Annotated in this window: 25 protein-coding genes and 1 pseudogene; 10 read left to right on the forward strand and 16 right to left on the reverse strand. The window is 62.9% G+C overall.

Features of this window, described 5'->3' with window-relative positions:
• Positions 1–109: 109 nt before the first annotated feature.
• Positions 110–1,009 (reverse strand): lipid A hydroxylase LpxO, encoded by a 900-nt coding sequence (lpxO, locus tag BGP85_RS01695; protein ID WP_103447986.1) that lies wholly within the window; start codon positions 1,007–1,009, stop codon positions 110–112.
• A gap of 157 nt (positions 1,010–1,166) precedes the next feature.
• Here lpxO and thpR point away from each other — a divergent pair, with 157 nt between their 5' ends.
• Entirely contained in the window at positions 1,167–1,712 is a 546-nt protein-coding gene (gene thpR / locus BGP85_RS01700; RefSeq protein WP_103447985.1) for an RNA 2',3'-cyclic phosphodiesterase, read from the forward strand.
• Between the two features lie 6 nt (positions 1,713–1,718).
• On the opposite strand, the gene BGP85_RS01705 is transcribed toward thpR, so the two are convergent.
• The gene (locus BGP85_RS01705) at positions 1,719–2,318 is read right to left on the reverse strand and encodes an NAD(P)H-dependent oxidoreductase (RefSeq protein ID WP_103447984.1); all 600 of its coding nucleotides are present in this window, start codon (positions 2,316–2,318) and stop codon (positions 1,719–1,721) included.
• 93 nt (positions 2,319–2,411) lie between these two features.
• On the opposite strand from BGP85_RS01705, the gene BGP85_RS01710 reads away from it, so the two are divergent.
• The gene (locus BGP85_RS01710; RefSeq protein WP_103447983.1) at positions 2,412–3,011 is read left to right on the forward strand and encodes a TetR/AcrR family transcriptional regulator; all 600 of its coding nucleotides are present in this window, start codon (positions 2,412–2,414) and stop codon (positions 3,009–3,011) included.
• Positions 3,012–3,023: 12 nt separating this feature from the next.
• On the opposite strand, the gene BGP85_RS01715 is transcribed toward BGP85_RS01710, so the two are convergent.
• A complete protein-coding gene (locus BGP85_RS01715) occupies positions 3,024–3,929 on the reverse strand; it encodes an AraC family transcriptional regulator (protein ID WP_103447982.1) in 906 nt (301 codons plus the stop codon).
• 181 nt (positions 3,930–4,110) lie between these two features.
• On the opposite strand from BGP85_RS01715, the gene calA reads away from it, so the two are divergent.
• Both calA and BGP85_RS01725 read left to right on the forward strand, forming a co-directional pair.
• Complete coding sequence (gene calA / locus BGP85_RS01720) at positions 4,111–5,163, forward strand: vanillin reductase (protein WP_103447981.1); 1,053 nt, start codon at positions 4,111–4,113, stop codon at positions 5,161–5,163.
• A gap of 164 nt (positions 5,164–5,327) precedes the next feature.
• A complete protein-coding gene (locus BGP85_RS01725) occupies positions 5,328–6,527 on the forward strand; it encodes a sugar transporter (protein ID WP_103447980.1) in 1,200 nt (399 codons plus the stop codon).
• Here the strand turns inward: BGP85_RS01725 and BGP85_RS29495 are convergent.
• Together BGP85_RS29495 and BGP85_RS01735 are read right to left on the reverse strand one after the other, a co-directional pair.
• Positions 6,505–6,702, reverse strand: a pseudogene (locus BGP85_RS29495) (AraC family ligand binding domain-containing protein); the annotation flags it as partial. The gene BGP85_RS01725 and the pseudogene BGP85_RS29495 overlap by 23 nt on opposite strands.
• A gap of 53 nt (positions 6,703–6,755) precedes the next feature.
• Complete coding sequence (locus BGP85_RS01735; RefSeq protein WP_103447979.1) at positions 6,756–7,655, reverse strand: LysR family transcriptional regulator; 900 nt, start codon at positions 7,653–7,655, stop codon at positions 6,756–6,758.
• A gap of 104 nt (positions 7,656–7,759) precedes the next feature.
• On the opposite strand from BGP85_RS01735, the gene nfsB reads away from it, so the two are divergent.
• Together nfsB and BGP85_RS01745 are read left to right on the forward strand one after the other, a co-directional pair.
• Positions 7,760–8,413: an oxygen-insensitive NAD(P)H nitroreductase gene (gene nfsB, locus BGP85_RS01740; protein ID WP_103447978.1), complete on the forward strand. Its 654-nt coding sequence runs from the start codon at positions 7,760–7,762 to the stop codon at positions 8,411–8,413.
• Between the two features lie 109 nt (positions 8,414–8,522).
• Positions 8,523–8,897, forward strand: coding sequence for a DUF1801 domain-containing protein (locus BGP85_RS01745; RefSeq protein WP_103447977.1), 375 nt, complete (start codon positions 8,523–8,525; stop codon positions 8,895–8,897).
• 7 nt (positions 8,898–8,904) lie between these two features.
• On the opposite strand, the gene BGP85_RS01750 is transcribed toward BGP85_RS01745, so the two are convergent.
• On the reverse strand, positions 8,905–10,059 hold the full coding sequence (locus BGP85_RS01750; protein ID WP_103447976.1) for a cysteine desulfurase family protein: 1,155 nt from the start codon (positions 10,057–10,059) through the stop codon (positions 8,905–8,907).
• Between the two features lie 192 nt (positions 10,060–10,251).
• Positions 10,252–11,178 (reverse strand): LysR family transcriptional regulator, encoded by a 927-nt coding sequence (locus tag BGP85_RS01755; protein WP_103447975.1) that lies wholly within the window; start codon positions 11,176–11,178, stop codon positions 10,252–10,254.
• A 138-nt stretch (positions 11,179–11,316) separates the two neighbouring features.
• Between BGP85_RS01755 and BGP85_RS01760 the strand changes: the two genes are divergently transcribed.
• A complete protein-coding gene (locus BGP85_RS01760; RefSeq protein ID WP_103447974.1) occupies positions 11,317–12,546 on the forward strand; it encodes an acyl-CoA dehydrogenase in 1,230 nt (409 codons plus the stop codon).
• A 137-nt stretch (positions 12,547–12,683) separates the two neighbouring features.
• Entirely contained in the window at positions 12,684–14,063 is a 1,380-nt protein-coding gene (locus BGP85_RS01765) for a PAAR domain-containing protein (RefSeq protein ID WP_103447973.1), read from the forward strand.
• A 1,016-nt stretch (positions 14,064–15,079) separates the two neighbouring features.
• On the opposite strand, the gene BGP85_RS01775 is transcribed toward BGP85_RS01765, so the two are convergent.
• The 7 genes from BGP85_RS01775 to ribBA all read right to left on the reverse strand — a co-directional run bounded on the left by BGP85_RS01775 (position 15,080) and on the right by ribBA (position 23,237).
• A complete protein-coding gene (locus tag BGP85_RS01775; RefSeq protein WP_103447971.1) occupies positions 15,080–16,144 on the reverse strand; it encodes a TerC family protein in 1,065 nt (354 codons plus the stop codon).
• Between the two features lie 159 nt (positions 16,145–16,303).
• Entirely contained in the window at positions 16,304–17,611 is a 1,308-nt protein-coding gene (locus BGP85_RS01780) for a substrate-binding domain-containing protein (RefSeq protein WP_103447970.1), read from the reverse strand.
• 229 nt (positions 17,612–17,840) lie between these two features.
• Complete coding sequence (locus BGP85_RS01785) at positions 17,841–18,989, reverse strand: ABC transporter ATP-binding protein (protein ID WP_103447969.1); 1,149 nt, start codon at positions 18,987–18,989, stop codon at positions 17,841–17,843.
• Between the two features lie 19 nt (positions 18,990–19,008).
• On the reverse strand, positions 19,009–19,818 hold the full coding sequence (locus BGP85_RS01790; protein ID WP_027919924.1) for an ABC transporter permease: 810 nt from the start codon (positions 19,816–19,818) through the stop codon (positions 19,009–19,011).
• A gap of 6 nt (positions 19,819–19,824) precedes the next feature.
• Positions 19,825–20,742 (reverse strand): ABC transporter permease, encoded by a 918-nt coding sequence (locus BGP85_RS01795; protein ID WP_103447968.1) that lies wholly within the window; start codon positions 20,740–20,742, stop codon positions 19,825–19,827.
• Positions 20,739–21,764: a polyamine ABC transporter substrate-binding protein gene (locus BGP85_RS01800; protein ID WP_103447967.1), complete on the reverse strand. Its 1,026-nt coding sequence runs from the start codon at positions 21,762–21,764 to the stop codon at positions 20,739–20,741. Before BGP85_RS01800 ends, BGP85_RS01795 begins: the two co-directional genes overlap by 4 nt.
• A gap of 351 nt (positions 21,765–22,115) precedes the next feature.
• The gene (gene ribBA / locus BGP85_RS01805) at positions 22,116–23,237 is read right to left on the reverse strand and encodes a bifunctional 3,4-dihydroxy-2-butanone-4-phosphate synthase/GTP cyclohydrolase II (protein ID WP_103447966.1); all 1,122 of its coding nucleotides are present in this window, start codon (positions 23,235–23,237) and stop codon (positions 22,116–22,118) included.
• 78 nt (positions 23,238–23,315) lie between these two features.
• Here ribBA and BGP85_RS01810 point away from each other — a divergent pair, with 78 nt between their 5' ends.
• On the forward strand, positions 23,316–23,609 hold the full coding sequence (locus BGP85_RS01810) for a DUF1330 domain-containing protein (RefSeq protein ID WP_025339641.1): 294 nt from the start codon (positions 23,316–23,318) through the stop codon (positions 23,607–23,609).
• Positions 23,610–23,707: 98 nt separating this feature from the next.
• On the opposite strand, the gene BGP85_RS01815 is transcribed toward BGP85_RS01810, so the two are convergent.
• Together BGP85_RS01815 and BGP85_RS01820 are read right to left on the reverse strand one after the other, a co-directional pair.
• Positions 23,708–24,430, reverse strand: coding sequence for a pirin family protein (locus tag BGP85_RS01815; protein WP_103447965.1), 723 nt, complete (start codon positions 24,428–24,430; stop codon positions 23,708–23,710).
• A gap of 55 nt (positions 24,431–24,485) precedes the next feature.
• Positions 24,486–25,505 carry an alpha/beta hydrolase gene (locus BGP85_RS01820; protein WP_103447964.1) on the reverse strand — a complete coding sequence of 340 codons (1,020 nt, stop codon included), beginning with the start codon at positions 25,503–25,505 and terminating at the stop codon, positions 24,486–24,488.
• 146 nt (positions 25,506–25,651) lie between these two features.
• Between BGP85_RS01820 and BGP85_RS01825 the strand changes: the two genes are divergently transcribed.
• A complete protein-coding gene (locus tag BGP85_RS01825; RefSeq protein ID WP_103447963.1) occupies positions 25,652–26,536 on the forward strand; it encodes a LysR family transcriptional regulator in 885 nt (294 codons plus the stop codon).
• The last annotated feature ends 71 nt before the right edge of the window (positions 26,537–26,607 follow it).

The raw sequence follows: 26,607 nt of genomic DNA on the forward strand, positions 1-26,607 counted from the left end.
GCGAGTGGAGCTTTCATGCTAGTCGAAGCGTGGGAAGTGAGGCTTGTACTTTGGTGCTGGCTGGCTTGAAACGGCCAAACAAGGCCGTTTCTGCCATTGCCAACGTGCGTCAGATGTAGACGAACACCAGCACCAGAGCGGCGACCACCAGCCACTTTTCCAGGTAGTAGCGCATGCGGTTGCGCTTCTTCAGCGCCTTGCCACGCTCGCGAATCTTGTAGATACGGGTGAACAGGCGGTTGATGCCACCGGTCTTGTCGCCGGCGTCGTTGGGCGCGGCGGCGGCGGCCATGACGTTGCGGCTGAACCAGCGGTTGAACGCGGTGGCCCAGCGGTACTTCAGCGGGCGCTCGATGTCGCAGAAGAGGATGATGCGGTTGTGCTCGGTGGTGTTGGCGGCATAGTGGATGTAGGTCTCGTCGAAGACCACGCCCTCGCCATCGCGCCAGGAGTACTTCTCGCCGTCCACGTCGATGTAGCAACCGTCATCGTTCGGCGTGTCCAGGCCGAGGTGGAAGCGGTACGAACCGGCGTACGGGTCACGGTGGCGGACCAGCTTGGCACCCGGTGGCAGGGTGGCGAACATCGCCGCCTTGACCGTGCCGATGCCTTGCAGCAGCTCGGTAGTGCGGGGGCACAGGGTCATGGCCGACGGGTGGCTTTCGCCGTACCACTTCAGGTAGAAGCGCTTCCAGCCGGTCTTGAAGAACGAATTGAAACCGACGTCGTCATAATTGTCGGACTTCTTGATCTCGCCCACGTGCAGCAGCTGCTGGCCTTCGGCACGAATCTCCTGCCAGTGCTCCATGAGCGGCTGCAGTTCCGGGAACGCCTCGACCGGCAGGTAGGGCTTGGCCGGGTGCTTGGAAAACAGGTACAGGAAGCTGTTGACCGGGGCCAGGAAGCTGGAATGGTCGCCCAGCTGACGGGTCAGCTTGTGGCGCACCCGACCGCGCAGGTGAACATAGGCGATCGAAAGGACGAAGATCAGTACGAGTGCAATTTTCATGGACGGTTACTTGTCGAAAAATGGCCATGCGCCATGGCATAAGCTCGCCAGCATAAACAATCATGGGGGCAGTTTGTACTTATTGTTACGTTAATGCGGGGCGACATTGGTGTAAGGCCCTATAGCGTGCAAAAACGTTTCACGTGATGGAGTTCACATGATTCAGGACATTCGCCCGAGTGGCACCCCGTTCAAAAGGTTGTTCTTCGCCTTGCCTGTCAGCGACGCCCAGCGCCGTGCGATCAGCCAGTGGCGGCGCGGTTTGAACCTGCGCAGCGGCAAGCCGGTGCCGAGCGAAAACTTCCACCTGACCTTGCTGTTTCTGGGGGATGTAGATGCGGCGCAGGTGCCGGCCATCTGCGCGGCGGTAGACAACTTGGTGCGGCCGGGGGCGCCGCTGCGCCTGCTGCTGGACCAGCTGAAGACTTGGCAGCGCGCCAATGTGCTGGTGCTGGAGCCGCAGGACACGCCGGCCGCCTTGCGCCAGCTGATCTATGGCCTGCAGCAGGCGTTGCTGCCGATGGGGTTCGAAGAACAGGCCCGCGAGTACCGCCCGCACCTCACCCTGTCACGGGACTTTCGCGGCCAGGCCCCGGAGGCGGCTGTGGCGCCTGAGTTCCATCTCAGCGCCAGGCATTTCACCTTGTATGAATCGCGCAAGGGCCGCTACTGGCCGCTGGCGCAATGGCCGCTAACCGACTAGCGCCGCTCAGGCGATCTGGCTGCGGGCCGGCGTGAACAACTGCTCGCCCAAGGTGCGGGCGGTACGCAGGTGCAGGGCGGCATCCGGCCCTTCGCTGTCATCCAGGAGGGTCGAACTGAGCACCTCGGCGCCGCAATAATCGAAGATGCCATGCTCGATCTGCACGCGCATCGCCTCACCGTAGCCATGGCGCTCGAAGCTGCTGGCATCGGCACCTGCCACACCGACCAGGTGCACCTTCATGCCACGCAGTTTCTTGGTAGTGACGCCGCCCTGGTAGTCGAACGCCCAGCCATTGCTGAACACCCGCTCGACCCAGCCTTTGAGCAAGGCCGGCAGCGACCACCAGTAGATCGGGTAGACAAGCACCAGGGTATCGGCGCGGTCGATGCGGGCTTGCTCCAGCAGCACGTCGGCCGGTGGAGCGGCCAGGCCCCGGTGCACGGCGTGGTCAGCCAGACCGAAACGAGGGTCGAAGCCTTCGCGGGCCAGGTCGGCGATTTCGCTACCGTGGCCGGCGCTGGCCAGGCCGTCGGCAATCTGCCGGGCCAGGGCATGGGTAAGGGACTCGGGGTCGTGATGGCCGATGACGATCAAGGCTTGCATGGTGGTCTCTCCAGTGTGAAGGTGCTTTGCTGCCTTGAGCGCTATATACTCAAGGCAAGTTACGTTTAGTAAGTTACTTTTGGTAGGTAATTGATGTCAAGCGATGACAAGGCTCAGCCACGCAAGCGACTTTCCCGGGAAGAGCGGCGGCGCCAGCTACTCGACGTGGCCTGGCAACTGGTGCGCGAGGAAGGCACCGAGGCCCTGAGCCTCGGCCGCCTGGCGGAGCAGGCCGGAGTCACCAAGCCGGTGGTGTATGACCATTTCGAGACCCGCACCGGGCTGCTGGCGGCGCTGTACCAGGATTACGATGCGCGCCAGTCGGTGATGCTCGCGCAGGCCCTGGACGGCTGTGAGGCGACCTTGCCGGGGCGTGCCGGGGTCATTGCCGCGGCCTATGTCGATTGTGTGATGAGCCAGGGGCGGGAGATGCCTGGGGTGTCGGCGGCGCTGGCCGGGTCGCCGGAGCTGGAGGCGTTGAAGCGGGCCTATGAACAGCCGTTTCTAGACAAATGCCGCGCAGCGTTGGGCGAGTTTGCACCGACAAGGGGTGAGATTGGCGCGGCGGGCATGCGCCTGCTGGTGGGCGCGGCCGAGGCGCTGTCGCAGGCGGCTGCGGCAGGTGAACTGGAGGCGAAGCAGGCCAAGGCCGAGTTGCAGGCTGCGATCATTGCCATGGTCGAGCGGCAGTGAACCGGGCCGGGGTCAGACCGGCAGGCTCTGGTAGGGCAGCTCATCCCCCGGGCTGCGGGCAAACTGGCGCTTGTACTCGCGGCTGAACTGCGAGGTGCTCTGGTAGCCCACCCGATGCGCCGCCTGCGCCACCCCCAGCCCTTCACCGATCAGCATCTGCTGCGCCTTGAGCAGGCGCAGGCGCTTGAGGTACTGCATCGGCGCCATGTCGGTGCAGCGTTTGAAGTGCTCGTGGAAGGTCGACACGCTCATGTTGGCGCAGGCCGCCAGCGCCTCGACACTCAGCGGCTCGGTGTAGTGCTCGCGCAAGTGCATGAGTGCCGCACCGATGCGGGCGAAGTGCCCCTGTTGCTCCACCAGTGCCCGCAGCACCCCTGCCTGGGGGCCGCGCAGGGCGGTATACAACACCTCGCGGATGCGCGCCGGGCCCAGCACCTTGGCATCTAATGGGTCCTGCAGGCAGTGCAGCAGGCGTTCCACGGACTCACGCATCGGTGCATCGAGCGCCGCCGAGGTCATCGACTGTGGCGTTTGCGCCTGTACCGCCGGGTCGGGTGCCAGGTCCATGCTCTGCACCAGTTCGCCAAGCACACCACGGTCGATATCCACCGCCACGCCCAGGAGTGGCTCGTCGGCGGTGGCAAAGGTTTCGCACATGAATGGCACCGACAGCGCCTGCACCAGATAATGGCCGGCACCGTACTCCAGGGTGCGCGGGCCCAGGCGCGCCAGTTTGCTGCCCTGGGCCAGGATCATCAGGCTCGGCTCGTAGATCTGCGGGCTGCTGGCCACGTAGTGGTCCCAGCTCAGTACCTGCACCTGGGGCAAGTACGTGGGCGCGAAACCGGGGCGGGTGGCCAGGCTGCGGATCAGCGAACACAGCGGGGCGTTGGCGTCGACGTGGCGGGTCAATTGCATGATGAAACCAGGGCAGAGAATCAGACAGTTTCATGATCGCAGATTGGCTGGCCAGCGCCAGATGGCCGCTGGCAGGTTCGGAGAATCAGGCATGGATGCCGGAGAATCAGCCGTGGGCCGGGAGGACGATGGCGAGCAGAATGCGCGCCCTGAATCGTTTCACTATCCCGTGAGGTCCCGCATGTACACCGCCATCGGTTACGCCGCCCAAACCCCGACCAGCCCTTTGGCCCCCATGACCTTCGAGCGCCGTGCGCCGCGCCCGGACGATGTCGCCATCGAGATCCTCTACTGTGGCGTGTGTCACTCCGACATCCACCAGGCACGCAACGAGTGGGGCATCGCCGTCTACCCGCTGATGCCTGGCCACGAGATCATCGGCCGGGTCACCGCCGTGGGTGACCAGGTCAGCTCGCACAAGGTCGGCGACCTGGTCGGCGTCGGTTGCATGGTCGACTCCTGCCGCCACTGCGAGGCCTGTGCCAAGGACCTTGAGCAATACTGCCTGGAAGGCCCGACCATGACCTACGCCACCCCGGACCGGGTCGATGGCAGCAACACCATGGGTGGTTACTCCAGCAGCATCGTGGTCAGCGAGCACTTCGTGGTGCGCATCCCGGCCGGCATGGACCTGCCCAGCGCAGCGCCGATCCTCTGTGCGGGCATCACCACCTACTCGCCGCTCAAGCACCATGGCGTCGGCCCCGGTCACAAGATCGGCATCCTCGGCATGGGCGGGCTGGGCCACATGGGCATCAAGCTGGCCAAGGCCCTGGGCGCCGAAGTGACCCTGTTCACCCGCTCCCAGGCCAAGGCCGAGGAAGCCCGCCGCCAGGGCGCCGACCACGTGATCGTGTCCACCGATGCCGAGCAGATGCGTGCCGCCGCCGGCCGTTTCGACTTCCTGCTCGACACCATCCCGGTGCAGCACGACCTCAACCCGTACCTGGAGACCCTGAAGTTCGACGGCGTGCACATCCTGGTTGGCCTGATCGAGCCGATCGATCCGGCCGTGCATGCCGCCAACCTGGTAATGAAGCGTCGGGTGCTGGCCGGTTCGCTGATTGGCGGCATTGCCGAAACCCAGGAAGTGCTGGACTTCTGTGCCGCCCATGACATCCGTTGCGACATCGAGATGCTGGACATCCGCAACATCAACCAGGCCTATGAGCGCATGATCGCGGGCGATGTGAAGTACCGCTTCGTGATCGACATGGCGACCCTGCAGGGCTGAACCTGGCGATAGCCTGGCTTGGCCTTCTCGTGGTTGTGAGGGCCAGGCTTGGCGCGTACCATGCGGGCAATCCTTCCAATAACAAACCCGTGCCTCAGCGCGGCCGATACTTGGCCCCTGACGCGCGTCCTTTCGCCTTGCCTGCGGAGAACAGATTCCAGCCCATGAACGGACCCATACCCACCGACCTGCCCCCGACTGCGGGTGACGGCAGCTGGCTGAGCGTGATCGCCCTGGCCCTGGCGGCCTTCATCTTCAACACCACCGAGTTCGTCCCGGTGGCGCTGCTCAGTGACATTGGCAGCAGCTTCGACATGACCACCGCGCAGGTCGGCCTGATGCTGACCATCTATGCCTGGGTGGTGGCGCTGGCTTCGTTGCCGATGATGCTGCTCACCCGCAACATCGAGCGCCGGCGCCTGCTGCTGTTCGTGTTTCTGGTGTTCATTCTCAGCCACCTGCTGTCATGGTTGTCGCAGAGTTTTGCCATGCTGCTGGTCAGCCGAATTGGCATCGCCCTGGCCCACGCCGTGTTCTGGGCCATCACCGCGTCGCTGGCCGTGCGCGTGGCACCGCCGGGGCAGCAGGCCAAGGCACTGGGGTTGCTGGCGACGGGCACGACCCTGGCGATGGTACTGGGCATACCGTTGGGCCGCGTGGTAGGCGAAGCACTGGGCTGGCGCATCACCTTCCTCAGCATTGCCGGTGTAGCGCTGGTGACCATGCTGTGCCTGATGAAGTCGCTGCCGTTGCTGCCGAGCCAGAACTCCGGTTCGCTGCGCAGCCTGCCGATTTTGTTCAAGCGCCCGGCGCTGGTGATTACCTACCTGCTGGTGACCCTGGTGATCACCGCGCAATTCACCGCCTACAGCTACATCGAGCCATTCGCCCTGCACGTGGCGCAGATCGGCGGCGAGCGCACCACGCTGTTGCTGCTGTTGTTCGGTGGCGCTGGCGTGTTCGGCTCGCTGTTGTTCAGCCGTTACAGCGAGCGCTTCCCCCATGGCTTCCTGGTGGGCTCGATCGGCGTGTTGGCGGCTTGTCTGCTGTTGCTGCTGCCGTTGTCCGGCAACTTCTATGTGTTCTCGGCGTTGAGCATGTTCTGGGGCGTGGCGATCCTCAGCTTCAGCTTGTCGCTGCAGTCCAAGACTTTGAAGCTGGCGTCCGATGCCACCGACGTGGCCATGGCGCTGTTCTCCGGCATCTACAACATCGGCATCGGTGGCGGGGCACTGCTGGGCAGTATCGTCAGTAGCCAGATGGGCGTGGCCGATATTGGCATGGTTGGCGGCAGTGTGGCGGTGGTCGGGTTGATCCTGGCAGTGGCCAGTACCCGGCGGTTTCGTGAGGCCCTGAGTCACTGAATACCTGCACCGGCCCAGTTCCTGGCCATGCACCGCAGCTCGTGTCCAGCCAGTTCGGTTCCAGGTACAGGGTCGAATAAGTGAAGCCTTCGGCAGTCGGCGCGTGGCCGTCGTGAAGGTCGCCGGGTTCGAGCAGAAAGACCGGGCCTGCGGTGCTCTGATGTTGCTCATGGCGCTGCGCTGCTGACGGATAGGGCAGTTCACCTTACTGCAGATGCGTCAGCCGGTTTAGAACAATTGTGCAGGCTGCAGCGCGGCAAAACGCTCGCGCAGCCACAGGTGCAGTTGCGTCACGGCGGGCGACAGCTGCTTGCGGTGCGGGCACACCAGCGTCACCGGCGTGGCTTCGCCCTGATGCTCCGGCAGCAGGATTTCCAGTTCACCGGCGGCGATGTTGGCGCTGACGTCCAGCCACGACTTGTAGACGATGCCTTCACCCTCCAGCGCCCACCGCCGCACCACGTCGGCATCGTCGCTGACCAGCGGCCCGCGTACCTGCACGGTGCGGTTGCCAAGCTGCCACTTGTCGTACACGCGATTGTGCTGCAGGTACAGCAGGCAATCATGTTGCTGCAGGTCATCAGGTGTGCGGGGGTGGCCGTGGCGGGCCAGGTAGCCGGGCGCGGCCACCACCACCCGACGGTTCCAGGGGGCCAGCGGCAGGGCAATGTAGTTGGCGTCCTGGTTGAGGCCATAGCGGATGGCGATGTCCACCGGATCACGGCTGAAATCGGCCATCTGGTCGGAGAGGAAGAAGCGCAGGCTCAATGCCGGGTGCTCGCGGCGAAAGGCGCTGAGCCACGGCAGCAACAGGTTGCGGCCGATGTCGGAAGGCGCGGACACCTGCAACACCCCGCGCAAGGTGCTGTGGCTAGCGTGAAGCTGCTCGTGGCTCTGGCGCAGGGTGTCCAGTACACGCTGGGCGGTGGGCAGGTACAGCTCGCCCTCGGCGGTCAGGCGCAGGCTGCGGGTGGTGCGGGCGAACAGGCGCACGTCGAGGTCGCGCTCCAGGCGCTTGATCGCGGCGGCCACTTGCCCCGGCAGCAGGTCGGCTTCATGGGCGGCAGCGGTGAAACTGCCCAGGGCGCTGCTGCGCACAAACAGTTCGAGGTCGGTGAAACGGAGCATTTTCACTCCAAGGGTGAAAGTGTTGCTGCATTCTGCCGCTTTTTTCGGTTTGCAGGAAAGATAAGATGCGCGACAGATCCCGTTTAGTTGATTGGAGTTGCAGCATGGATACCGTCTCCCTGGCCAAGCGCCGCTATACCACCAAGGCCTACGATGCCACCCGCAGGATTCCCCAGGCTACGGTCGATGCGCTGCTCGAACAGCTGCGCCACAGCCCGTCCTCGGTCAACTCGCAGCCTTGGCATTTCGTTGTCGCCGACAGCGCCGAAGGCAAGGCCCGCCTGGCCAAGGCCACCGACGGCCGTTTTGCCTACAACTCGCCGAAAATCCTCGATGCTTCGCATGTGATCGTATTCTGCACCCGTACCGAGATGACCGAGGCGCACCTGAATGCGGTGCTTGACCAGGAACAGGCCGATGGCCGCTTCCGCGACGAGCAGGCACGGGCAGGGCAGAACCAGAGCCGTCGCGGCTATGTGGACCTGCACCGTTTCGATCAGAAAGACCTGCAGCACTGGATGGAGAAGCAGACCTACCTGGCCTTGGGTACCGCGCTGCTCGGTGCAGCGGCCCATGGCCTGGATGCCACGCCGATCGAAGGGTTCGACAGCAAGGTGCTGGATGCCGAATTGGGTCTGCGTGAGCAGGGCTACAGCAGCGTCGTGGTATTGAGCCTGGGCTATCGCAGCGAGGCGGACTTCAATGCCGGCCTGAACAAGTCGCGTCTGCCGGCTTCGACGGTATTTACCTTCCTGTAAGTGCGTTGTCGGCAGTGCCGGCTTGTCCCGCGAAGAGGCCAGCACTGCCAACACAATCCTCAAGCATGAACGATACTGAGAAGCCCACTGAGCGCTTCTGGATCTTGCCATGCCTGACCTGACCCCCAGCGAACAGATCGACACCCGCATCGCCGCCTTGGGCGACTGGCGCGGCCCGGCCCTCGCACGCCTGCGAGCCCTGATCCACCAGGCCGACCCCGAGGTGCTGGAGGAAGTGAAATGGCGTGGCGTCCCGGTCTGGTCCCACGCCGGCATCCTGTGCACCGGTGAAAGTTACAAGGACAAGCTCAAGCTGACCTTCGCCAAAGGCGCACACCTGGCCGACCCGACGGGCCTGTTCAATGCCAGTCTCGACGGCAATACGCGCCGCGCCATCGACGTGTTCGAAGGGGATGATATCGACGAGCAGGCGTTCATCAGCCTGATCCGGGCAGCCGTGGCACTCAACGCGAGCAAGGGCTGAGTGCGCGTTACCAAAGCGCAGCCGAAGCCGCCGTCAAAGCCCGCCCGAACACCGCGATCGCCGTGTCCACTTCGGCCTCGCTGGTAAACCGCCCGATACTCACGCGCACGCTCTTGCGTGCCCGCGCTTCATCCAGCCCCAGCGCCAACAGCACATGCGAGGCGGCGTTGCTCGCCGAGTTGCAGGCCGAGGTGGTCGACAGCGCCAGCTCACTGGCCAAGGCCATGCTGTTGAAGCCGTTGGCTTCGATGCACAGGTTCAGGGTGTGAGGTATCCGCTGCAGGGCACAGCCATTGAGGCTGACCCCCGGCAATGCCAGCAAGCCTTCACGTAGGCGCATGGCCAAGCGTTCGATACGCTGGTGCTCGCTGTCTCCCGGCTCACCGGCCAGGGCAAAGGCACTGCCCATGCCGACGATCTGGTGCGTCGGCAAGGTCCCCGAGCGCAGCCCTTGCTCATGCCCGCCACCGTGGATCTGCGCGCACATCAGCTCACGGGCACGAGGCCCGACATACAGCGCGCCGATGCCTTTTGGCCCATACACCTTGTGCGCCGAGAACGACATCAGGTCCACCGCCATTGCCTGCAGGTCAATGGCCAGCTTGCCGACCGCCTGGGCCGCATCCACATGCAGCAGGGCGCCATGGGCGCGAACCCGTTCGCCTATGGCAGCGAAATCGGTGACGGTACCCAGTTCATTGTTGACGGCCATCAGCGACACCAGGCGGGTGTCCGCGCGCAGCGCTGCCTGCACAGCGTAGGGCTGGATCAGGCCGCTGGCGTCCGGCGCCAGACGGGTGATGGCCCAGCCTTGGCGCTCCAGTTCCTTGACCGTGTCGAGCACGGCCTTGTGCTCCAGCTGGCTGGTGATCAGGTGGCCCGGCTGGGCCATGCCCTGGGCGATGCCCTTGAGTGCCAGGTTGTTGGACTCGGTGGCGCCCGATGTCCAGACGATGTCGTCGGCGCGGGCACCGACCCGCTCGGCCACTTGCCGACGGGCCTGTTCGACTACTTCGCGTGCTGCTTGACCGTAGGCGTGGCCACGGGATGCGGGGTTGCCGAAGTTAACCTGGCGACCGAGACAGGTGAGCATGGTTTCGATGACCCGGTCATCGACCGGAGTGGTGGCGGCGTAGTCGAAATAGAGCGGGGCGCTAGGCATGGGGCGGGTCCGTGCAATGTTACCGTGGTGTCGGCAATCGTTGCATCAAGCCTAAGCGCTGGGGAGAAAATGATTTTGCTTTTTATGCTGCAGATAGCCGGTTAATGGAGAATATTTTTCTCTATCGTTAGACCATTTAAGAATGGTTTTTCTCTCTGTGGGCCCAGGCGAGCCCACAGTGCCATGAGCGCTTCAGGCAGGCTCCAGCGCACGTTCTTCTTCGGCCACCACGCGCTCGCACAATTCGATGATTTGCTCGCGCATCCAGCGGTTGGCCGGGTCCTGGTCGGTGCTCTCATGCCAGTACAGGTGAGTCTCCAGCGCTGGCACCTCCACCGGTAGCGGCTGGAAACGCAGCTGGTGACGGCGGGCGAAGCGCTCGGGTACGGTCATGGCCATGTCGGTCTGCTGCAACACCTGCGAAGCCATCAGGTAATGCTGGGAGCGCAGCGCGACCTTGCGTTGCACGCCCATCTTGCCCAGTGCCAGGTCGACGTAGCCCAGGCCGTTGCGGCGGCTGGAGATATGGATGTGGGTCATGCCCAGGTAATTGTCGAGGGTCAGCTTGGCATCCGCGAGCGGGTGGCCCTGGCGCAGGGCGCAGACGTAGCGGTCCTGCATCAACTTGACGTGGCGCACCTGCGGGTCGGTGTTCAGCGGGGCATCGACGGCGAAGTCCAGGCGCCCGGCGGCCAGTTCCTTGGTGGTTTCGCGGCGTTTGCACAGGAAGCTTTCAATCAGCACTGCCGGGGCCAGGCGGCGCAGGCGCTGGAACAGCGGCGGCAGGATCACCGCCTCGGTGAGGTCGGTCATGCTGATGCGGAAGGTCTTGTTGGCCTGCTGCGGATTGAAAATGCGGCTTTCCTGCACCGAGGTGCGCAGGAGTGCCAGGGCATTGCGCACCGGGCCAATGATGTTCTGGGCCATGGGTGTGGGCACCATGCCCTGGGCGGTACGTACGAACAGCGGGTCGTTGAAGGTTTCGCGCAGTCGCGACAGGGCGTTGGACACTGCCGGCTGGGTGATGCCGACGATCTGCCCGGCGCGGGTCAGGTTGGCTTCGGTGTAGATCGCGTCGAAGACGATGAACAGGTTGAGGTCGACCTTGCTGAGGTTCATGGCGCCGCTCTTTGTTGGAATTATTGGCCGATCATATATCGGTTATGAATGTTTATACACGCGGAAAATAGACTAGGTAGATCGAGGCTGGCTGCTCTAGGCTCTGCCCATGTACTTCGAACCGTGAAGGTAACCCCGATGGATTTCGCCTATTCGCCCAAGGTCCAGGCACTGCGAGAGCGCGTCAGCGCCTTCATGGATGCTTATGTCTATCCTGCCGAACCGGTGTTCGAGCGCCAGGTCGCCGAGGGCGACCGCTGGCAACCCACCGCGATCATGGAAGAACTCAAGGCCAAGGCCCGGGCCGAGGGTTTGTGGAACCTGTTCCTCCCGGAGTCGGAATACGGCGCCGGTCTGAGCAACCTGGAGTACGCGCCGCTGGCCGAAATCATGGGCCGTTCGCTGCTGGGCCCGGAGCCTTTCAACTGCTCGGCGCCGGACACCGGCAATATGGAAGTGCTGGTGCGCTATGGCAGCGAGGCACAGAAGCGCCAGTGGCTGGAGCCGTTGCTGCGCGGCGAGATCCGTTCGGCATTCGCCATGACCGAACCGGACGTGGCTTCTTCGGACGCAACCAACATGGCTGCCACAGCCGTGCGTGACGGTGACGAGTGGGTGATCAATGGTCGCAAGTGGTGGACATCCGGCGCCTGCGACCCGCGCTGCAAGGTGATGATCTTCATGGGCCTGTCGAACCCCGACGGCCCGCGCCATCAGCAGCATTCGATGGTGCTGGTACCGACCGATGCGCCGGGGGTGAAGATCGTTCGCCCATTGCCGGTGTTCGGTTATGACGATGCGCCCCATGGCCATGCCGAAGTGCTGTTCGAGAACGTGCGGGTGCCCTATGAGAACGTGGTCCTCGGCGAGGGGCGTGGTTTCGAGATCGCCCAGGGCCGCCTTGGCCCAGGCCGCATCCACCATTGCATGCGTTCGATCGGCATGGCAGAGCGGGCACTGGAGCTGATGTGCAGGCGCTCGGTCGAGCGCACGGCTTTCGGCCGGCCCTTGGCGCGGCTGGGCGGCAACGTCGACAAGATCGCCGACTCGCGCATGGAGATCGACATGGCGCGCCTGCTGACGCTGAAGGCGGCGTACATGATGGACACCGTCGGCAACAAGGTCGCGCGAAGCGAGATCGCGCAGATCAAGGTGGTGGCGCCGAACGTGGCGTTGAAGGTGATCGACCGGGCCATCCAGATGCACGGTGGGGCTGGGGTGAGCGGCGATTTCCCGTTGGCCTACATGTACGCCATGCAACGAACGCTGCGCCTGGCTGATGGGCCGGATGAGGTGCACCGGGCGGCGATCGGCAAGTACGAGATCGGCAAGTATGTGCCGGTTGAGATGTTGCGTAGCGGAAGGTGATGCAAGCCTGTACTGGCCTCTTCGAGGCGTAAGTTCATCGAACCTGTAGGAAACGTCTATTTTCCCACTTCAGGCACTAAAAGCCTCTGGGCAGCTGTTAGGTTTCAAGCCTGATAAATGCACAGGGATTATTGCCAATGCGGGTCAATCTGGATGGCAGAGGCCAGGCGGTCGATGGTGACGCCACGACCACCGGGGCCATTTGCATCGCCACCGGTACTGGGTACACGTCCGATGGACGCGAGGTGCTCAGGGAAGGCGACCCCACTACGGAGTGTCCGCTTTGTGGGCAGGAGGGGGTGGTTGCTGAAGGGGTGGAGTTCTTCATCTCTTCCGGCAGGCGGGTGGCGATGGATGGCGCGCTGGTCGTCTGTGCCTGTTCGCCTGGCAGTAACCGGGTGGTTGCACCGTTGAATCAGGCACCGCCATCGAGGCAGGCCAGGCCAGCCGTACAGGTGTCTGGGGCTCACACTGAGCACTTCGCGCAATCTGCGATGACATCCATGCCCGGCTCGTTGGAGCCGGGGTTCTATGTGGTGCCCCGGCACATGTCGTTCCCGCAGGTGCTGCTGCAGTTGCAGGCACACGACAGCACCCTGCCGATCTCGCATTTGCAGCGGCTCAACCCCACCTTCGAGCAAGGGTTCAAGGCAGGGGAGATTTTCGTTATTGGTGACCCGGACAATGGCAACGCCTGCACCCGCGAAGAGGCCCAGCTGATGGCGGCCGCCGAGCATGCGCGGCGGGCACTGGCAGCGCTTGATATTGCCGAATCGGATTTCATGATGCAGCACCAGGCCGAGATTGCGGGATTGCTTGCCAACGCCAGCCAATCCATGGGGGTGGGCAAGGACATGCTCGATCAAGGGCTAAAGCAAGTCAGCGGGACATTGACCAAGATCGAGCAGCTGCATCAACGCGAATTCTTGCGCCATGGCCATCTGAACAGCCCGGGTTTCTTTGCTGAGCGGCGGCAGTTGTTGCAGCAACTGGACGGGCAGTTGAAAGCGGCGTTTCTCAACAAAAAGCTCAATCTTGGGAGCTATGAACGGCTGAAGAAGAGTTTGAATATTTCGACCAAAAGCCTTGTGCATCATTGGTCGAAAGCCGGCGGCCCGGGGCAGATACCGGGGTATGCGACGCATCTGGATAAGGTGGCAAAGCTTGGTAAGTACCTTCAGTGGGGGGGGCATGCTGCGGTTGGGCTAGCTGGTACTTCGTCATACATGAAAGTGCAAGAAGTTTGTCGTGCCGGCGAAACCGAGGCTTGTAGGAAGGTGCGGCTAACTGAGACAGGCAGTTTTACTGCTGGTGTTGCCGGGGCAACGCTTGGATCATATGCGGCGACCGCAGCGGTGGGTACATTATGCGGTGTTTTTGCAGCGGGAACAGGAGGTCTAGGCACTCCGCTGTGTGGCATCGTGTTAGTCGGGGGAGGTGGGTTGGCAGGAGGCCTCTTGGGCGCGGACTTTGGAGAGTCAGCGGGTGAGTTTATCTACGAGGTGATCAATGATTGATATTTCAACTTGGTCCTCAGGTCTTAAGCTAATCATTTTGCTTAGCCCCTTCATTGTGGGACTGCCCGGCCTTGTCATGGGTGCTTACATTACGCTGTCCAAAGACTATGGCACTGTCTGCTCTTCAATTACCAGTAATCCATATCTAGAATTATTGAAGAGCACTTGGGGCAATGGTAGCTTCAAGTGGCGATGGATGTTGGTGGGGGCAGTGGGCGGATTGGTTTCATTTCCTTGGTTGGTATTGCGAACTGGGAAGTTGGATGTAGAAGAGTTGAAGGCGTTTCCACTCAGCCTCAAACGAAGGCTCGTAATCTCATCTTGGCTGACTGTGAGCGGATTCGTCGGGATGGCGGCTATGTGGGCATTTGTCCAATTCAAGTAGATCTATGAATCACACAGTGGTTGATATAAATATGTGGCCACTAAATCTTCAGTTGGTCTTCGCAATAACACCTTTTGCATTCATAGTGATTGGTCTGAGCGTCTGCGCGAGTGTCGCCTTCTCCCGCGAGTTTGAAGTCGTAAACCGCTCCATACGTAGCAGCGCTTATCTAGAGCAAATTAAAATGCATTTGGGTACGAGTAGCCATCGCGCGCGGTGGATGATCGTCTGTGGAGTTTGTGCAGCTCTTAATTCTCCTGGGTTCCATTCCCGGATTGGGGTTGTTAGTGCTGATGAGATAAAAAATTCCCATCTGCGATCAAGCGTAAGCTTGTTTTTTCTTCCTGGATGACAATTGTTGGTTCATGTTGGTTGTTACTTGTTTTTCTGTTGATCAAGCTAGCCTGAATTCATAGAATAAGCGCAACGCTTGAAACGAGAGGCAGAGAGCCAGCCACCGGTAGAATCCAGGCTCTCACACCGAAGGATTCAAGCGCAGATGACCAGTAGCGAGGATCAATCTACGCCCGCGCAAGCGCTTGGGCTGGAAGACGCCGTACGAAGTGCATACAGGGGTGAGCGTTGCACTTATGTGTTGAATTCAGGTAGCAAAAAATTAAAAAATGTATCTTTAGACCCGCAACTGCGGGTCCTCCTCCTTCTTCCCTGCTTTGTCATTCCCATCCGATACCTGTTCCAACGCCGTACCGTCCACCACCACCTTCTTCCCCCGCGTCTTGATCAACGAAACCACCACCCCTCCCAGCAACAACCCGAACGTCACCCCCAACGACAGCAACGCCGGCACCTTGCCCACCATGCCGTGGTAGAAAATCTTGCAGCCAATGAAGATCAACACCAGCGCCAACGCATACTTGAGGTAGACGAACCGGTGCATCAGTGCCGACAAGGCAAAGTACAGCGAGCGCAAGCCGAGGATGGCGAAGATGTTCGAGGTGTAGACGATGAACGGATCCTGGGTGATGGCGAAGATCGCCGGCACGCTGTCGACGGCGAACACCAGGTCGGCCAGTTCGATCAGCACCAGCGCCAGGAACAGCGGTGTGGCATAACGCAGTGCCTTGCTTTCGCCGGGCGGGGTAAGGCGCACGAAGAAGTGCGAGCCATGGATCTGGTCGGTCACGCGCATGTGCCGTCGGACAAATCTCAAGATCGGATTATTGGCCAGGTCCGGGTGGCTGTCCTCCTTCGACAGGGCCATCTTCACCCCCGTGAACAGCAGGAAGGCGCCGAAGATATAGAGCACCCAGGCAAAGTTCTGCACCAGCGCCGCCCCCACGCCGATCATGATCGCACGCAGGAACACCACGCCCAGAATGCCCCAGAACAGTACGCGGTGCTGGTAGCGGCGGGGGATGGCGAAAAAGCCGAAGATCATCGCCATGACGAACACGTTGTCCATCGACAACGACTGCTCGACCAGGAACCCGGTGTAGAACTCCAGCGCCGACTGCGCGCCCAGCTCATGCCAGACCCACAGGCCAAACAGCACGCCGACGCTGAAATACCCCGAATACAGCAGCAGACTCTCGCGCATTTCGATCTCGCGGTCCTGGCGGTGCAGCACACCCAGGTCGAGTACCAGCAAACCGATGACGATGGCCATGAACACCAGCCACAACCAAGTGCTGGTGCCAAGAAACGGGGAGGTGAGGAATGTCTGCAGAGCTGTCATGAGCCCCTCCTTGAATGTCGACGTTGCCAAGTGAAGATCGCAACAGTGATCCGACATCACGGCTTGGCAGCCGTCAGAGGGGCCCGGTATCACATGAGCTTGAGCCTAGACCCGTTTGCCAGTGATGCCGAATGGTGAGCTGTTACATTTCTTTGCCTGTCAGTACACCCAGACTTCAACACGACGGTTACGCAAGCGGCCTTGCTCCATGTCATTGCCGGCGATCGGCAACTCGTCGCCCATGCCGGTCACTTCCAGCACCTCGACGCCGCCGCGTGCCAATTCGCGGCGTACGGCCTGGGCACGCAAGCGCGACAGCAACGCTGCACGGCCGGGCGTTTCCTTAGGGTCGCCGAAACCTACCAGCACCGCCTTGCTTTGCAGCTTGCCAGCCTGGCGCAGGTATTCGGCAACCCGCTGCACATCGCGCAGGGCCTTGTTGTCGAGGCTGGCGCTGCCTTCCTGGAAGCGGAAATTGACGCTCAAGCGTTGCGCCTTCTGGGCCAGGCTGCGATAGCGCGGCGGCATGTCGGCCTGCGCTGCTACTGGTTGCGCCTTGACCTGCTGCGAGACGAAGCCCTGTTCGGCGACAATGGCTTGGCCGGCCGCAGTCTGGGCGAAGTCGGCCAGCGCCCGGGCCTGGGGTTTGGCATTGGCTGGCAGGTAGAAGTACAGCCGCCGCGACAGCGGATAGTCCTCACTGGCGACCAGTGGGCGGTCAGGCAGCATGGCCGGTGCATCGCCCTCGGCCACTGCCAGCACCTTGGCCCCATGCACCGCTGCCAGGCTGCTGAAACCGATGGCGTGACGATCAGCGCCGACCCGCTCGGCCAGTGCTTCGCTGGACTCGAAGCGCTGCGCCTGCCTGGCCAGCGCGCCATGGTGCGGTTCCAATACCAGTGCCTTGAAGGTCTCATAGGTCCCAGAGCGATCATCGCGGGCATACAGGTGAATGGCCCCACCCGCCACACCCAGTTGCTCCCAGCGCTGAATCTGCCCGGAGAAGATCTGCGCCAGTTGCTGGGTGGTCAGTTGCGGCAGCGGGTTGTCGGGGTGGACGATGACGGCCACACCATCCAGGCCGATGACCTGTTCGGCACTGGCTGAGCGCAGGTCGCCCAGGACCTTGAGCTGGTTCACTTCGGCATCGCTGATGGGACGCGAGGCCGCCGCCAGGTCTGCCTGGCCCTGGCCGAGGGCGACAAAACCGGTGCTCGAGCCGTGGGCGGCAATCTCGATACGCAAGGGTTGGCCATGCGCATCGCGGGCCTTGATCATGGTTTCGTTGGCCACCTCGCCTGGCAATTGCTCGATGTTCGTCGCCTGCTGCGCGCGCAGCTGCGCTTGCACCAATGCCGGCAGCAACGCCGCGCCAATAGTGTTGGAGCCCTGCACGCGCAATTGCGCAGGTTCGGCCTGGGCCGTCAGGGTCAGCAGGGGAAGCAGCAGGAGCAGCAGGCGGCGCATGCCGGGCAACCTTTGGCATAGAGTTGCCCGGCAGATTACGACGGTGGCGTGACCGAAATGTGACAGTCAGGCGGCATCCAGTGCATCGGCGATGGCCTGGCCGACCGCCTGGGTCGAGCGGCTACCTCGATTCTTCCTTCAAGTGGCCCGCCGTGCGAGCTTTGCGGCGGTGGCCGAGGCCCGTGGCATGTCGGCTGCCTTCGTCACCAAGCGCATCCGCCCACTCGGATCAGTGCGCGCCGGCCGACTTGCTCAGATCACTCTCAGCCCACTCGGTATAGATGCAGGCATCCGCCACCGCCCAGCGCACTTTCACGGTATCCCCAGGCTGCATCGGCATCCCGGCGGCAGACAGCGCCTTCACCGTCAGCTCGGTACCGCCCGCTGTCACCACGTGGCAGGTCTGGCTCTCACCCAGGAACAGCACTTCACCGACCTTGGCACTGACCTCGTTCCAGCCCGCAGGCAATGGCTCGCGCGTGGCCTGTTCGGCGGTCAGGGCCAGGGCTTTCTCCGGGCGCACCATGATCAGTGCATCCTGCTGTGCGCTGAGGCCCGGGGTCAGGCGAATCGCCACCGGCTGGCCTTCGAAGCTGCCCGCGCCATTGCTGCTGGCCTTGATCCGCAGGAAGTTGGAGTTGCCCAGGAACGACGCGACAAAGGCATTCGGCGGGTTCTGATAAAGGTCGTAGCCGGTACCCAGGCCAACGATCTTGCCATGGCTGAAGATGGCGATGCGCTGGGACAGGCGCATGGCCTCTTCCTGGTCATGGGTCACGTAGACGATGGTGATGCCCAGCCGGCGGTGCAGCTGGCGCAGTTCGTCCTGCAGGTCTTCTCGCAGCTTTTTGTCCAGCGCACCGAGGGGCTCGTCCATCAGCAGGATGCGTGGTTCGTACACCAGCGCCCGGGCAATCGCCACGCGCTGCTGCTGGCCACCGGACATCTGCGATGGCTTGCGGTGGGCGAACTTCTCCAGCTGCACCAGCTTGAGCATGGCATCGACGCGCTTGCTGGTCTCGGTGGCGCTGAGCTTGCGGATGGCCAGCGGGAAGCCGATGTTGTCGCGCACGTTCAAGTGCGGGAACAGCGAATAGCGCTGGAACACCATGCCGATGTCACGCTTGTGCGGCGGTACGTTGACCAGCGACTGGCCCTCGACCAGGATCTCACCGCTGCTCGGCGTTTCGAAGCCGGCCAGCATCGACAGCGTGGTGGACTTGCCCGAGCCGCTGGAGCCGAGGAAGGTCAGGAACTCGCCGTCCTGGATCTCCAGGTCGAGGTTGTCCACGGCGGTGAAGTCGCCGTAGTGCTTGTTCAGGCCACGCAGGCTGACCAGGGTCTTGCCGTGGGCGTTGTCTTTGATGACTGCACTCATTGTTGTTTTCTCCGCACGCTCAGGCGTTGACTTCGGTGCGCCGGCGCAAGGCGGCGGCAATGAACATGACAAGCAGCGACAGGCCGATCAGCAGGGTCGAAGCCACGGCAATCACCGGGCTCAGGTCCTGGCGCAGGGTGGTCCACATCTTCACCGGCAGGGTCTGCAGGTCGGGGCTGGCCATCATCACGCTCAGCACCACCTCGTCCCACGACACCAGGAAGGCGAACAGGCCACCGGCGATCATGCCCGGGCGAATCGCCGGGAAGGTCACCTTGAAGATCGCCTGCAGGCGCGAGGCACCGCAGATCACCGCAGCATCTTCGATCGACTGGTCGAACAGCTTCAGCGAGTTGATGATCGAGATGATGGTGAAGGGCAGGGCGACGATCACATGGCTAACCACGAAGGCGAACAGCGTGCCGGTGTAGCCCAGCTTGAGGAACAGCGCGTACACCGCCACGGCGATGATCACCAGCGGCACGATCATCGGCATGGTGAACAGCCCGTAGAGCATTTCGCGGCCGGGGAAGCGGCCACGCACCAGGGCGAAGGCGGTGGGCAGGCCCAGCAGCACCGCGGCGATGGTGGTCAGCACGGCGACCTTGAGGCTGGCCAGGGCGGCGTCCATCCACTCCGGGTTGGAGAAGAACTGGCCGTACCACTTGAAGGTCCAGCCCGGTGGCGGGAACACCAGCCACTGAGACGAGCCGAACGACAGCAGCACGATGAACACCACCGGCAGCAGCAAGAAGGCCGCAATGACCCCGGTGGTCAGGTACAGGCCCGTCCGCAGCGGGCGGCCCATGGCATTGGGAGACAGGAGCATGGCGGTTTACCTCGCATTGCCAACCGGGGATTCCGGCTGCAGCTTCAGGTACAGGTAGAAGAGCACCAGGGTGATCACCACCAGCAGTGCGGCGGCGGCGCTGGCCAGGCCCCAGTTGAGGAACGACTGCACCTGCTGGATGATGAATTCAGGCAGCATCATGTTCTGCGCACCGCCGAGCAGCGCTGGGGTGACGTAGTAACCGAGCGACATCACGAACACCATCAGCGCCCCGGAAAACAGCCCCGAGCGGCACAGCGGCAGAAACACCTTCCAGAAGTTGGTCCAGGGGCCGGCGCCGCAGATTGAGCCGGCCTGCAGCACCATCGGGTCGATGGCATGCATGATCGCTTGCAGCGGCAGCACGATGAACGGGATCATGATGTAGCTCATGCCGATCACCACGCCGGTGAGGTTGTGCACCATCTCCAGCGGGGTATCGATGATGCCCATGGCCATCAACGCCTTGTTGATCACCCCCGAGCTCTGCAGCAGCACCAGCCACGAGTAGGTGCGCGCCAGCAGGCTGGTCCACATCGACAGCAGCACGATGTTCAGCAGCCAACGGCCCCAGCCCTGGGGCACCAGGGTGATCGCCCAGGCCAGCGGGAAGCCCAGCAGCACACTGATCAGGGTGACCACGCCGGCCACCGAGAAGGTGTTGAACAGCACCCGTGCATAGGCCGAGTTGGCGAACAACTGCTCGTAGTTGCCCAGCCCTGGCGTTGGCTCCAGCACCCCGCGCAGCAACAGGCCGACCAGCGGGGCGAAGAAGAACAGGCCGAGGAACAGCAGGGCCGGCAGCAGGTTGCGGCTGCCTTTCCAGCGCTGGCCCAGGCTCACGCGGCGAGGGGCCGTTCCCGGGGCGCCGGTGCCCGTGGGGGCACCTTGCGCGTTCTGCAGGGCATTGATGGCGACTTTCATTTGACCAACCACTCATTCCAGCGGGCTGCGATGGCCTGGCCGTTTTTCGCCCAGTAGGCGAAGTCCAGGGTGACCTGGTCCTGGGCGTAGGCGGTCGGCAGGTTCGGGGCGAGGTCTTTGTCGAGCTTGGCCACGCTGTCGACGTTCACCGGGGCGTAGGCGGTCTTGTTGGCGAACGCGGCCTGGCCTTCGGCGCTGCTGGCATTGGCCAGGAACTTCATGGCAGCGTCCTTGTTCTTCGAGCCTTTCGGGATGACCAGGAAGTCGGCCATGACCAGGTTCTGCTTCCAGCTCACGCCCACTGGTGCACCGTCTTGCTGCAGGGCATAGACGCGGCCGTTCCAGAACTGGCCGAGCGACGCTTCACCCGAGGCCAGCAGCTGCTGCGACTGGGCGCCACCGCCCCACCAGACGATGTCTTTCTTGATGGTGTCGAGCTTCTTGAAGGCGCGGTCCAGGTCCAGCGGGTAGAGGTCCTTGGGCGCTACGCCGTCGGCCAGCAGGGCCAGTTCCAGCACGCCGGGGCTTGGCCATTTGTACAGGGCGCGCTTGCCTGGGTAGGTCTTGGTGTCGAACAGCGCGGTCCAGTCGACTGGCTTGTTGGCACCGAGCTTGCCTTCGTTGTAGCCGAGCACGAAGGAGAAGAAGAACGAGCCGACGCCGTGGTCTGAGACGAAACGCGGGTCGATCTTGTCGCGTTTGATCTGGTTGAAATCGAGGGGTTCAAGCAGGCCTTCGCTGGCGGCACGCAGGGCGAAGTCGGCTTCGACGTCGACTACGTCCCATTGCACGTTGCCGCTCTCGACCATGGCCTTGAGCTTGCCGTAGTCGGTCGGGCCGTCCTGGACGACTTTGATGTCGGTGCTTTTGCTGAAGGGGATGGCCCATGCTTCTTTCTGGGCGTCCTGGGTGGTACCGCCCCAGCTGACGAAGTTCAGGCTGTCAGCGGCCTGGGCGGCCTGACAGGCCAGGGTCAGCAGGCTGGCGGACAGCACTGCGGTTACACGTTTGCTCAACAGCATGGTTACGCCCTCGTTGCTTTTGTTATTCGAGGCGGGGCTTCTGGTGCGCCCGCCAACAGTATTCGGGGAGCAGCTAAAACAAAGTGTCTGGTGGCCGTTTGTAATTGTAGGTGCCGGCCTGCAGATTCAAGGTCTACGGGATATCATATTATGGTATTCCAAACTTTTGGCAAGAGGAATGAGGCTACCGGCCATCACTCCGTTGTCAGTTCGGGGTGGTCTTGCAAGGGAACGAAAGGTTTGCCTGGTTCCTGTAGGAGCGGGCTTGCCCCGCGAACACGGGTGAAGCCCGTGCCATGCACCGCGTCGCCTGCTTCGCGGGACAAGCCCGCTCCTATGGGAGTATGTATTTCAGCCAACCATCCCTGGCTCGAACGGAATGCTCTGCACCACTTCCAGCTCGTACCCGGCCAACCCTGCATATTTCAGCGGCGGGCCCAGGTGACGCAGCTTGCCTACGCCCAGGTCCTGCAGAATCTGCGCTCCGGTACCGACCTCCGAGTACACCTTGGACTGCCCACGCTGATAAGGCCGCACCGGCTGAGTCAGCTGCGGTACGCGTTCGAGCAAGGCTTGTGAGGATTCGTGGTTGGCGAGGATCACCACCACCCCGGCACCTTCCTCCGCCACTCTCTGCAGTGCCGCCCACAGCGTCCAGTTGGCGGGGCCGGCGTATTCGGCACCCACCAGGTCGCGCAGCGGGTCGATCACGTGCACCCGCACCAGAGTCGGCTGCTCACGGCGGATATCACCCATGACCATGGCCATGTGCACGCCGCCTTCGATGCGGTCCTCGTAGGTCACCAGGCGGAACGTGCCGTGCACGGTCGGCAGTTCGCGCTCGCCGATGCGCTTGATGGTCTGCTCGTTGCTCAGGCGATAGTGGATCAGGTCAGCGATGGTGCCGATCTTGATGCCGTGCTGCGCGGCGAACACTTCCAGGTCCGGGCGGCGAGCCATGGTGCCGTCATCGTTGAGTACCTCGACGATCACCGAAGCCGGGGTGAAACCGGCCAGGCGGGCCAGGTCGCAACCGGCTTCGGTATGCCCGGCACGGGTCAGCACGCCGCCTTCGCGGGCACGCAGGGGGAAGATGTGGCCAGGCTGCACCAGGTCTTCGGGGCGGGCATCGGGCGCCATGGCCGCAGCCACGGTGCGCGCCCGGTCGGCGGCGGAAATGCCGGTGGTGACGCCGCTGGCGGCTTCGATCGACACGGTGAAGGCGGTGCTGAACACGCTGCCGTTGGCCGGTACCATCTGCTCAAGGCCCAGGCGCTGGCAGTGGTCGTCAGTCAGGGTCAGGCAGATCAGCCCGCGCGCTTCGCGGGCCATGAAGTTGATGGCCTGGGCATCACAGCGCTCGGCGGCGATCAGCAGGTCGCCTTCATTTTCCCGGTCCTCGTCGTCCACCAGCAGGACCATCTTGCCTTGCCGGTAGTCCTCGAGGAGTTCCTCGATGGTGTTGAAAGCCATGTTGCACGCTCACTGTGGTGGGGTGATTTTTATGGTATACCATCATACACAAAAATCGTTGTAACAGGAGAGCAGCGGATGAAAGCCTATTGGATCGCCCACGTCGATGTGACCGACCCCGAGCAGTACCAGCAGTACACCCAGCGCGCTCCCGCTGCCTTCAAGGCATTCGGCGGCCGCTTTCTGGCCCGCGGCGGGCGCAGCGAGGCGATGGAAGGGCGGCCCACTCCACAGCGTAGCGTGGTGATCGAGTTCGATTCGTATGAGCAGGCGCTAGCGTGCTACCGGTCGGAGCTGTATCAGGAGGCGTGCAGCCATCGCCAGGGGGTGGCCAAGGCTGAGGTGATCATTGTCGAAGGGTTCGAGCCTTGAGGTAAAAGCTGACGGCCCTTTCGCGGGGCAAGCCCGCTCCTACAGGATCGCGCAGTGCCTGTAGGAGCGGGCTTGCCCCGCGAAGAGGCCGGTCCTGTTTATGGCATGCCAGGCAATTCATGCGGTCGCAGGTCGAACACCAGCACCTCGGCATCCACGCCATTGCTCAGGTCCAGCAGCTGTTCATGCCTTACCCGCACCCCATCCCCCTCATTCAGCACCTGGCCATTGAGCTCGATGCTGCCGCGAGCCACATGTACATAGGCATGACGGTTCTCCGGCAAGCTCAGCGTCGCGCGCTCCGCGCCATCGAACAGCCCGGCATATACCCGCGCGTTCTGTCGCACCTGCAATGATCCTTCGGCACCATCTGGCGAGATGATCAGGCGCAACGTGCCGCGCTTCTCCTCGGCACTGAAGTGCTGCTGCTGATAACGCGGCGTCGCCCCTTTGACGTTGGGTACGATCCAGATCTGCAGGAAGTGCACCGGCTGCGCCTGGCTGTGGTTGAACTCGCTGTGCGCCACGCCATGGCCAGCGCTCATCAGCTGCACGTCACCCGGGCGGATCACCGAGCCCGTACCCAGGGTGTCCTTGTGCTCCAGCGCGCCTTCGAGAACGTAGGAGAAGATTTCCATATCGCGGTGCGGGTGCTGGCCAAAGCCCTTGCCAGGGATGACGCGGTCGTCGTTGATCACCAGCAGGTCGGAAAAACCTTGCTCGTCGGGGTTGCGGTAGTGGCCGAAGGAGAAGGTGTGGAAGGATTTCAGCCAGCCGTGGAAGGCCAGGCCGCGGTCTTGGGCGTTACGGACGGTGAGCATGACGAATCTCCAGTAAGGGCAGGGCACCTGGGCCCTGCCGTGCGGTTGGCTGGCGTTATTGCAAGTGCACGTTCAGTTCGTTTGCGGCCTGGCGCATCGCCGCTTTCACCGCCGGCACCTGGCTCAGCGGGTTGAGCAACCCATAGTCATGGATCATGCCGTTGTAGCGCACCGAGGTAACGGTCACGCCGGCCGCATTCAGCTTGCGTGCATAGGCCTCACCTTCATCCCGCAGCACATCGAACTCGGCGGTCTGCACCAGTGTCGGCGGCAGGCCCTTGAGCTGTTCGCTGCTGGCACGCAGCGGCGAGGCGTAGATCTGCTCCCGCGCCTTGGCATCGGTGGTGTAGTTGTCCCAGAACCACTTCATCATCCCGGTGGTGAGGAAGTGCCCCTCGGCGAACTGCTTGTACGACGCTGTCTCGAAGCTGGCATCGGTCACCGGCCACAGCAGCAGCTGGAAGCGCAGGGCCGGGGTGCCGGCCTCTTTGGCCTTGAGGGCGACCACCGCCGCCATGTTGCCGCCGACGCTGTTGCCGGCCACGGCCAGGCGCTTGCCGTCGACACCGATTTCCTTGCCGTGCTCGGCGACCCATTGGGTGGCGGCATAGGCCTGGTTGATCGCCGTCGGGTAGTGCGCCTCGGGTGACGGGGTGTAGTCCACATAGACCGCCACCGCGCCTGAGCCAACCACCAGGTCGCGGATCAGCCGCTTGTGGGTCGGGAAGTCGCCAAGCACCCAGCCGCCGCCGTGGAAGAACATGAACACCGGCAACTCACCTTTGACATTGGCCGGGCGCACCACCTGCAGCGTGATCGACTGGCCGTTGGCCTGGATGGTGCGTTGCTTGACCTCGATACCGGACAGGTCGACCTGCACCGAAGCCTGGGCACCGGTCAGCACGGCGCGGGCGTCTTTCGGGCTGAGCTGTTCGAGCGGTTTGCCGCCACCCTGTGCCAGCGCTTCGAGGAAGGCCTGGGTGTGCTGTTCGACGCCTGGGCTGCCGGCGGCGAAGGCGCTGGAGACGGACAGGGCGAGGAGGGAAGCGGTGAGGGTCTTGTGGACAATGTTCATGAGCGAATCCTTTTCTGGGTAAGTGCTGGTAATGGGCGTCTTGCCTGGCCTTCAGGGCCATCGCTGCGACCTGTGTGTAGATTAGGGAGATGCACTGACGGGAAAAAGCCGCTATAAAGCGTTTGACTGTCACCAAGAGCGAGACAATGAACCCCTACGAAGACATGCGCATCTTTGCCCAGGTCATGGAGGCCGGCAGTTTCACTGCCGCCGCCGAGCGCCTTGGCATGTCCAAACAATCGGTCAGCCGCCGCCTGATGCAGCTTGAAGAGCGCCTCGGCGTGCGCCTGCTCAACCGCTCCACCCGTCGGCTGGACGCCACGCCGCTGGGCCAGCACTACTACCAGTCGGCGCTGCGCCTGCTGGGCGAGGTGCAACAGGTAGAACACGACATCAGCGGCCAGGCCCAGGCTCTGCGCGGCACCTTGCGCCTGAGTGCACCGCTGTCGTTCGCCGTGGCCCACCTGGGCTGCCTGCTGACCGAGTTTCTGCAGTTGCATCCGCAGGTGGATGTGGAGGTGGACCTCAGTGATCGTGCCGTGGACCTGATCGGCGAGGGGTACGACCTGGCGCTGCGCATTGGCGCGCTGGAAGACTCCAGCCTGATCGCTCGGCGCATTGCCGATGTCGAGCGGGTGTATTGCGCGAGCCCGGCGTACCTCGATGTACATGGCGTACCGACAAAGCCTGAGCAACTGGCCGAGCATGATTGCCTGCCCTATGGGCATTCGCGGCAAGTGCAGTGGCAGTTCAGGCAGGGCGGCAAGGTCCAGGTGATTCAGGTGACCGGGCGGATGCGCGCGAACAACGGCGAGTTGCTCCGGGATGCGGCGATTGCCGGGATGGGGGTGACCTATTTGCCGACCTTCATCGTCGGCCAGGCGCTGGCAGACGGGCGGCTGGTGACGGTTCTGGATGAGTGGGTGCCGCCGGCGTTGCAGTTGTCGGCGGTGTACCCGCAGCACCGACAGGTGGCGCGGCCGGTGCAGGGGTTTGTGAGCTTCCTGCGCGAGCGGTTGACTCAACTCTGAGGCCAGGCTGGGCCCTTCGCGGGACAAGCCCGCTCCTACAGAGTCGCGATTCCCTGTAGGAGCGGGCTTGT

The organism is Pseudomonas putida (assembly GCF_002906855.1).
GTDB lineage: Bacteria > Pseudomonadota > Gammaproteobacteria > Pseudomonadales > Pseudomonadaceae > Aquipseudomonas > Aquipseudomonas putida_N.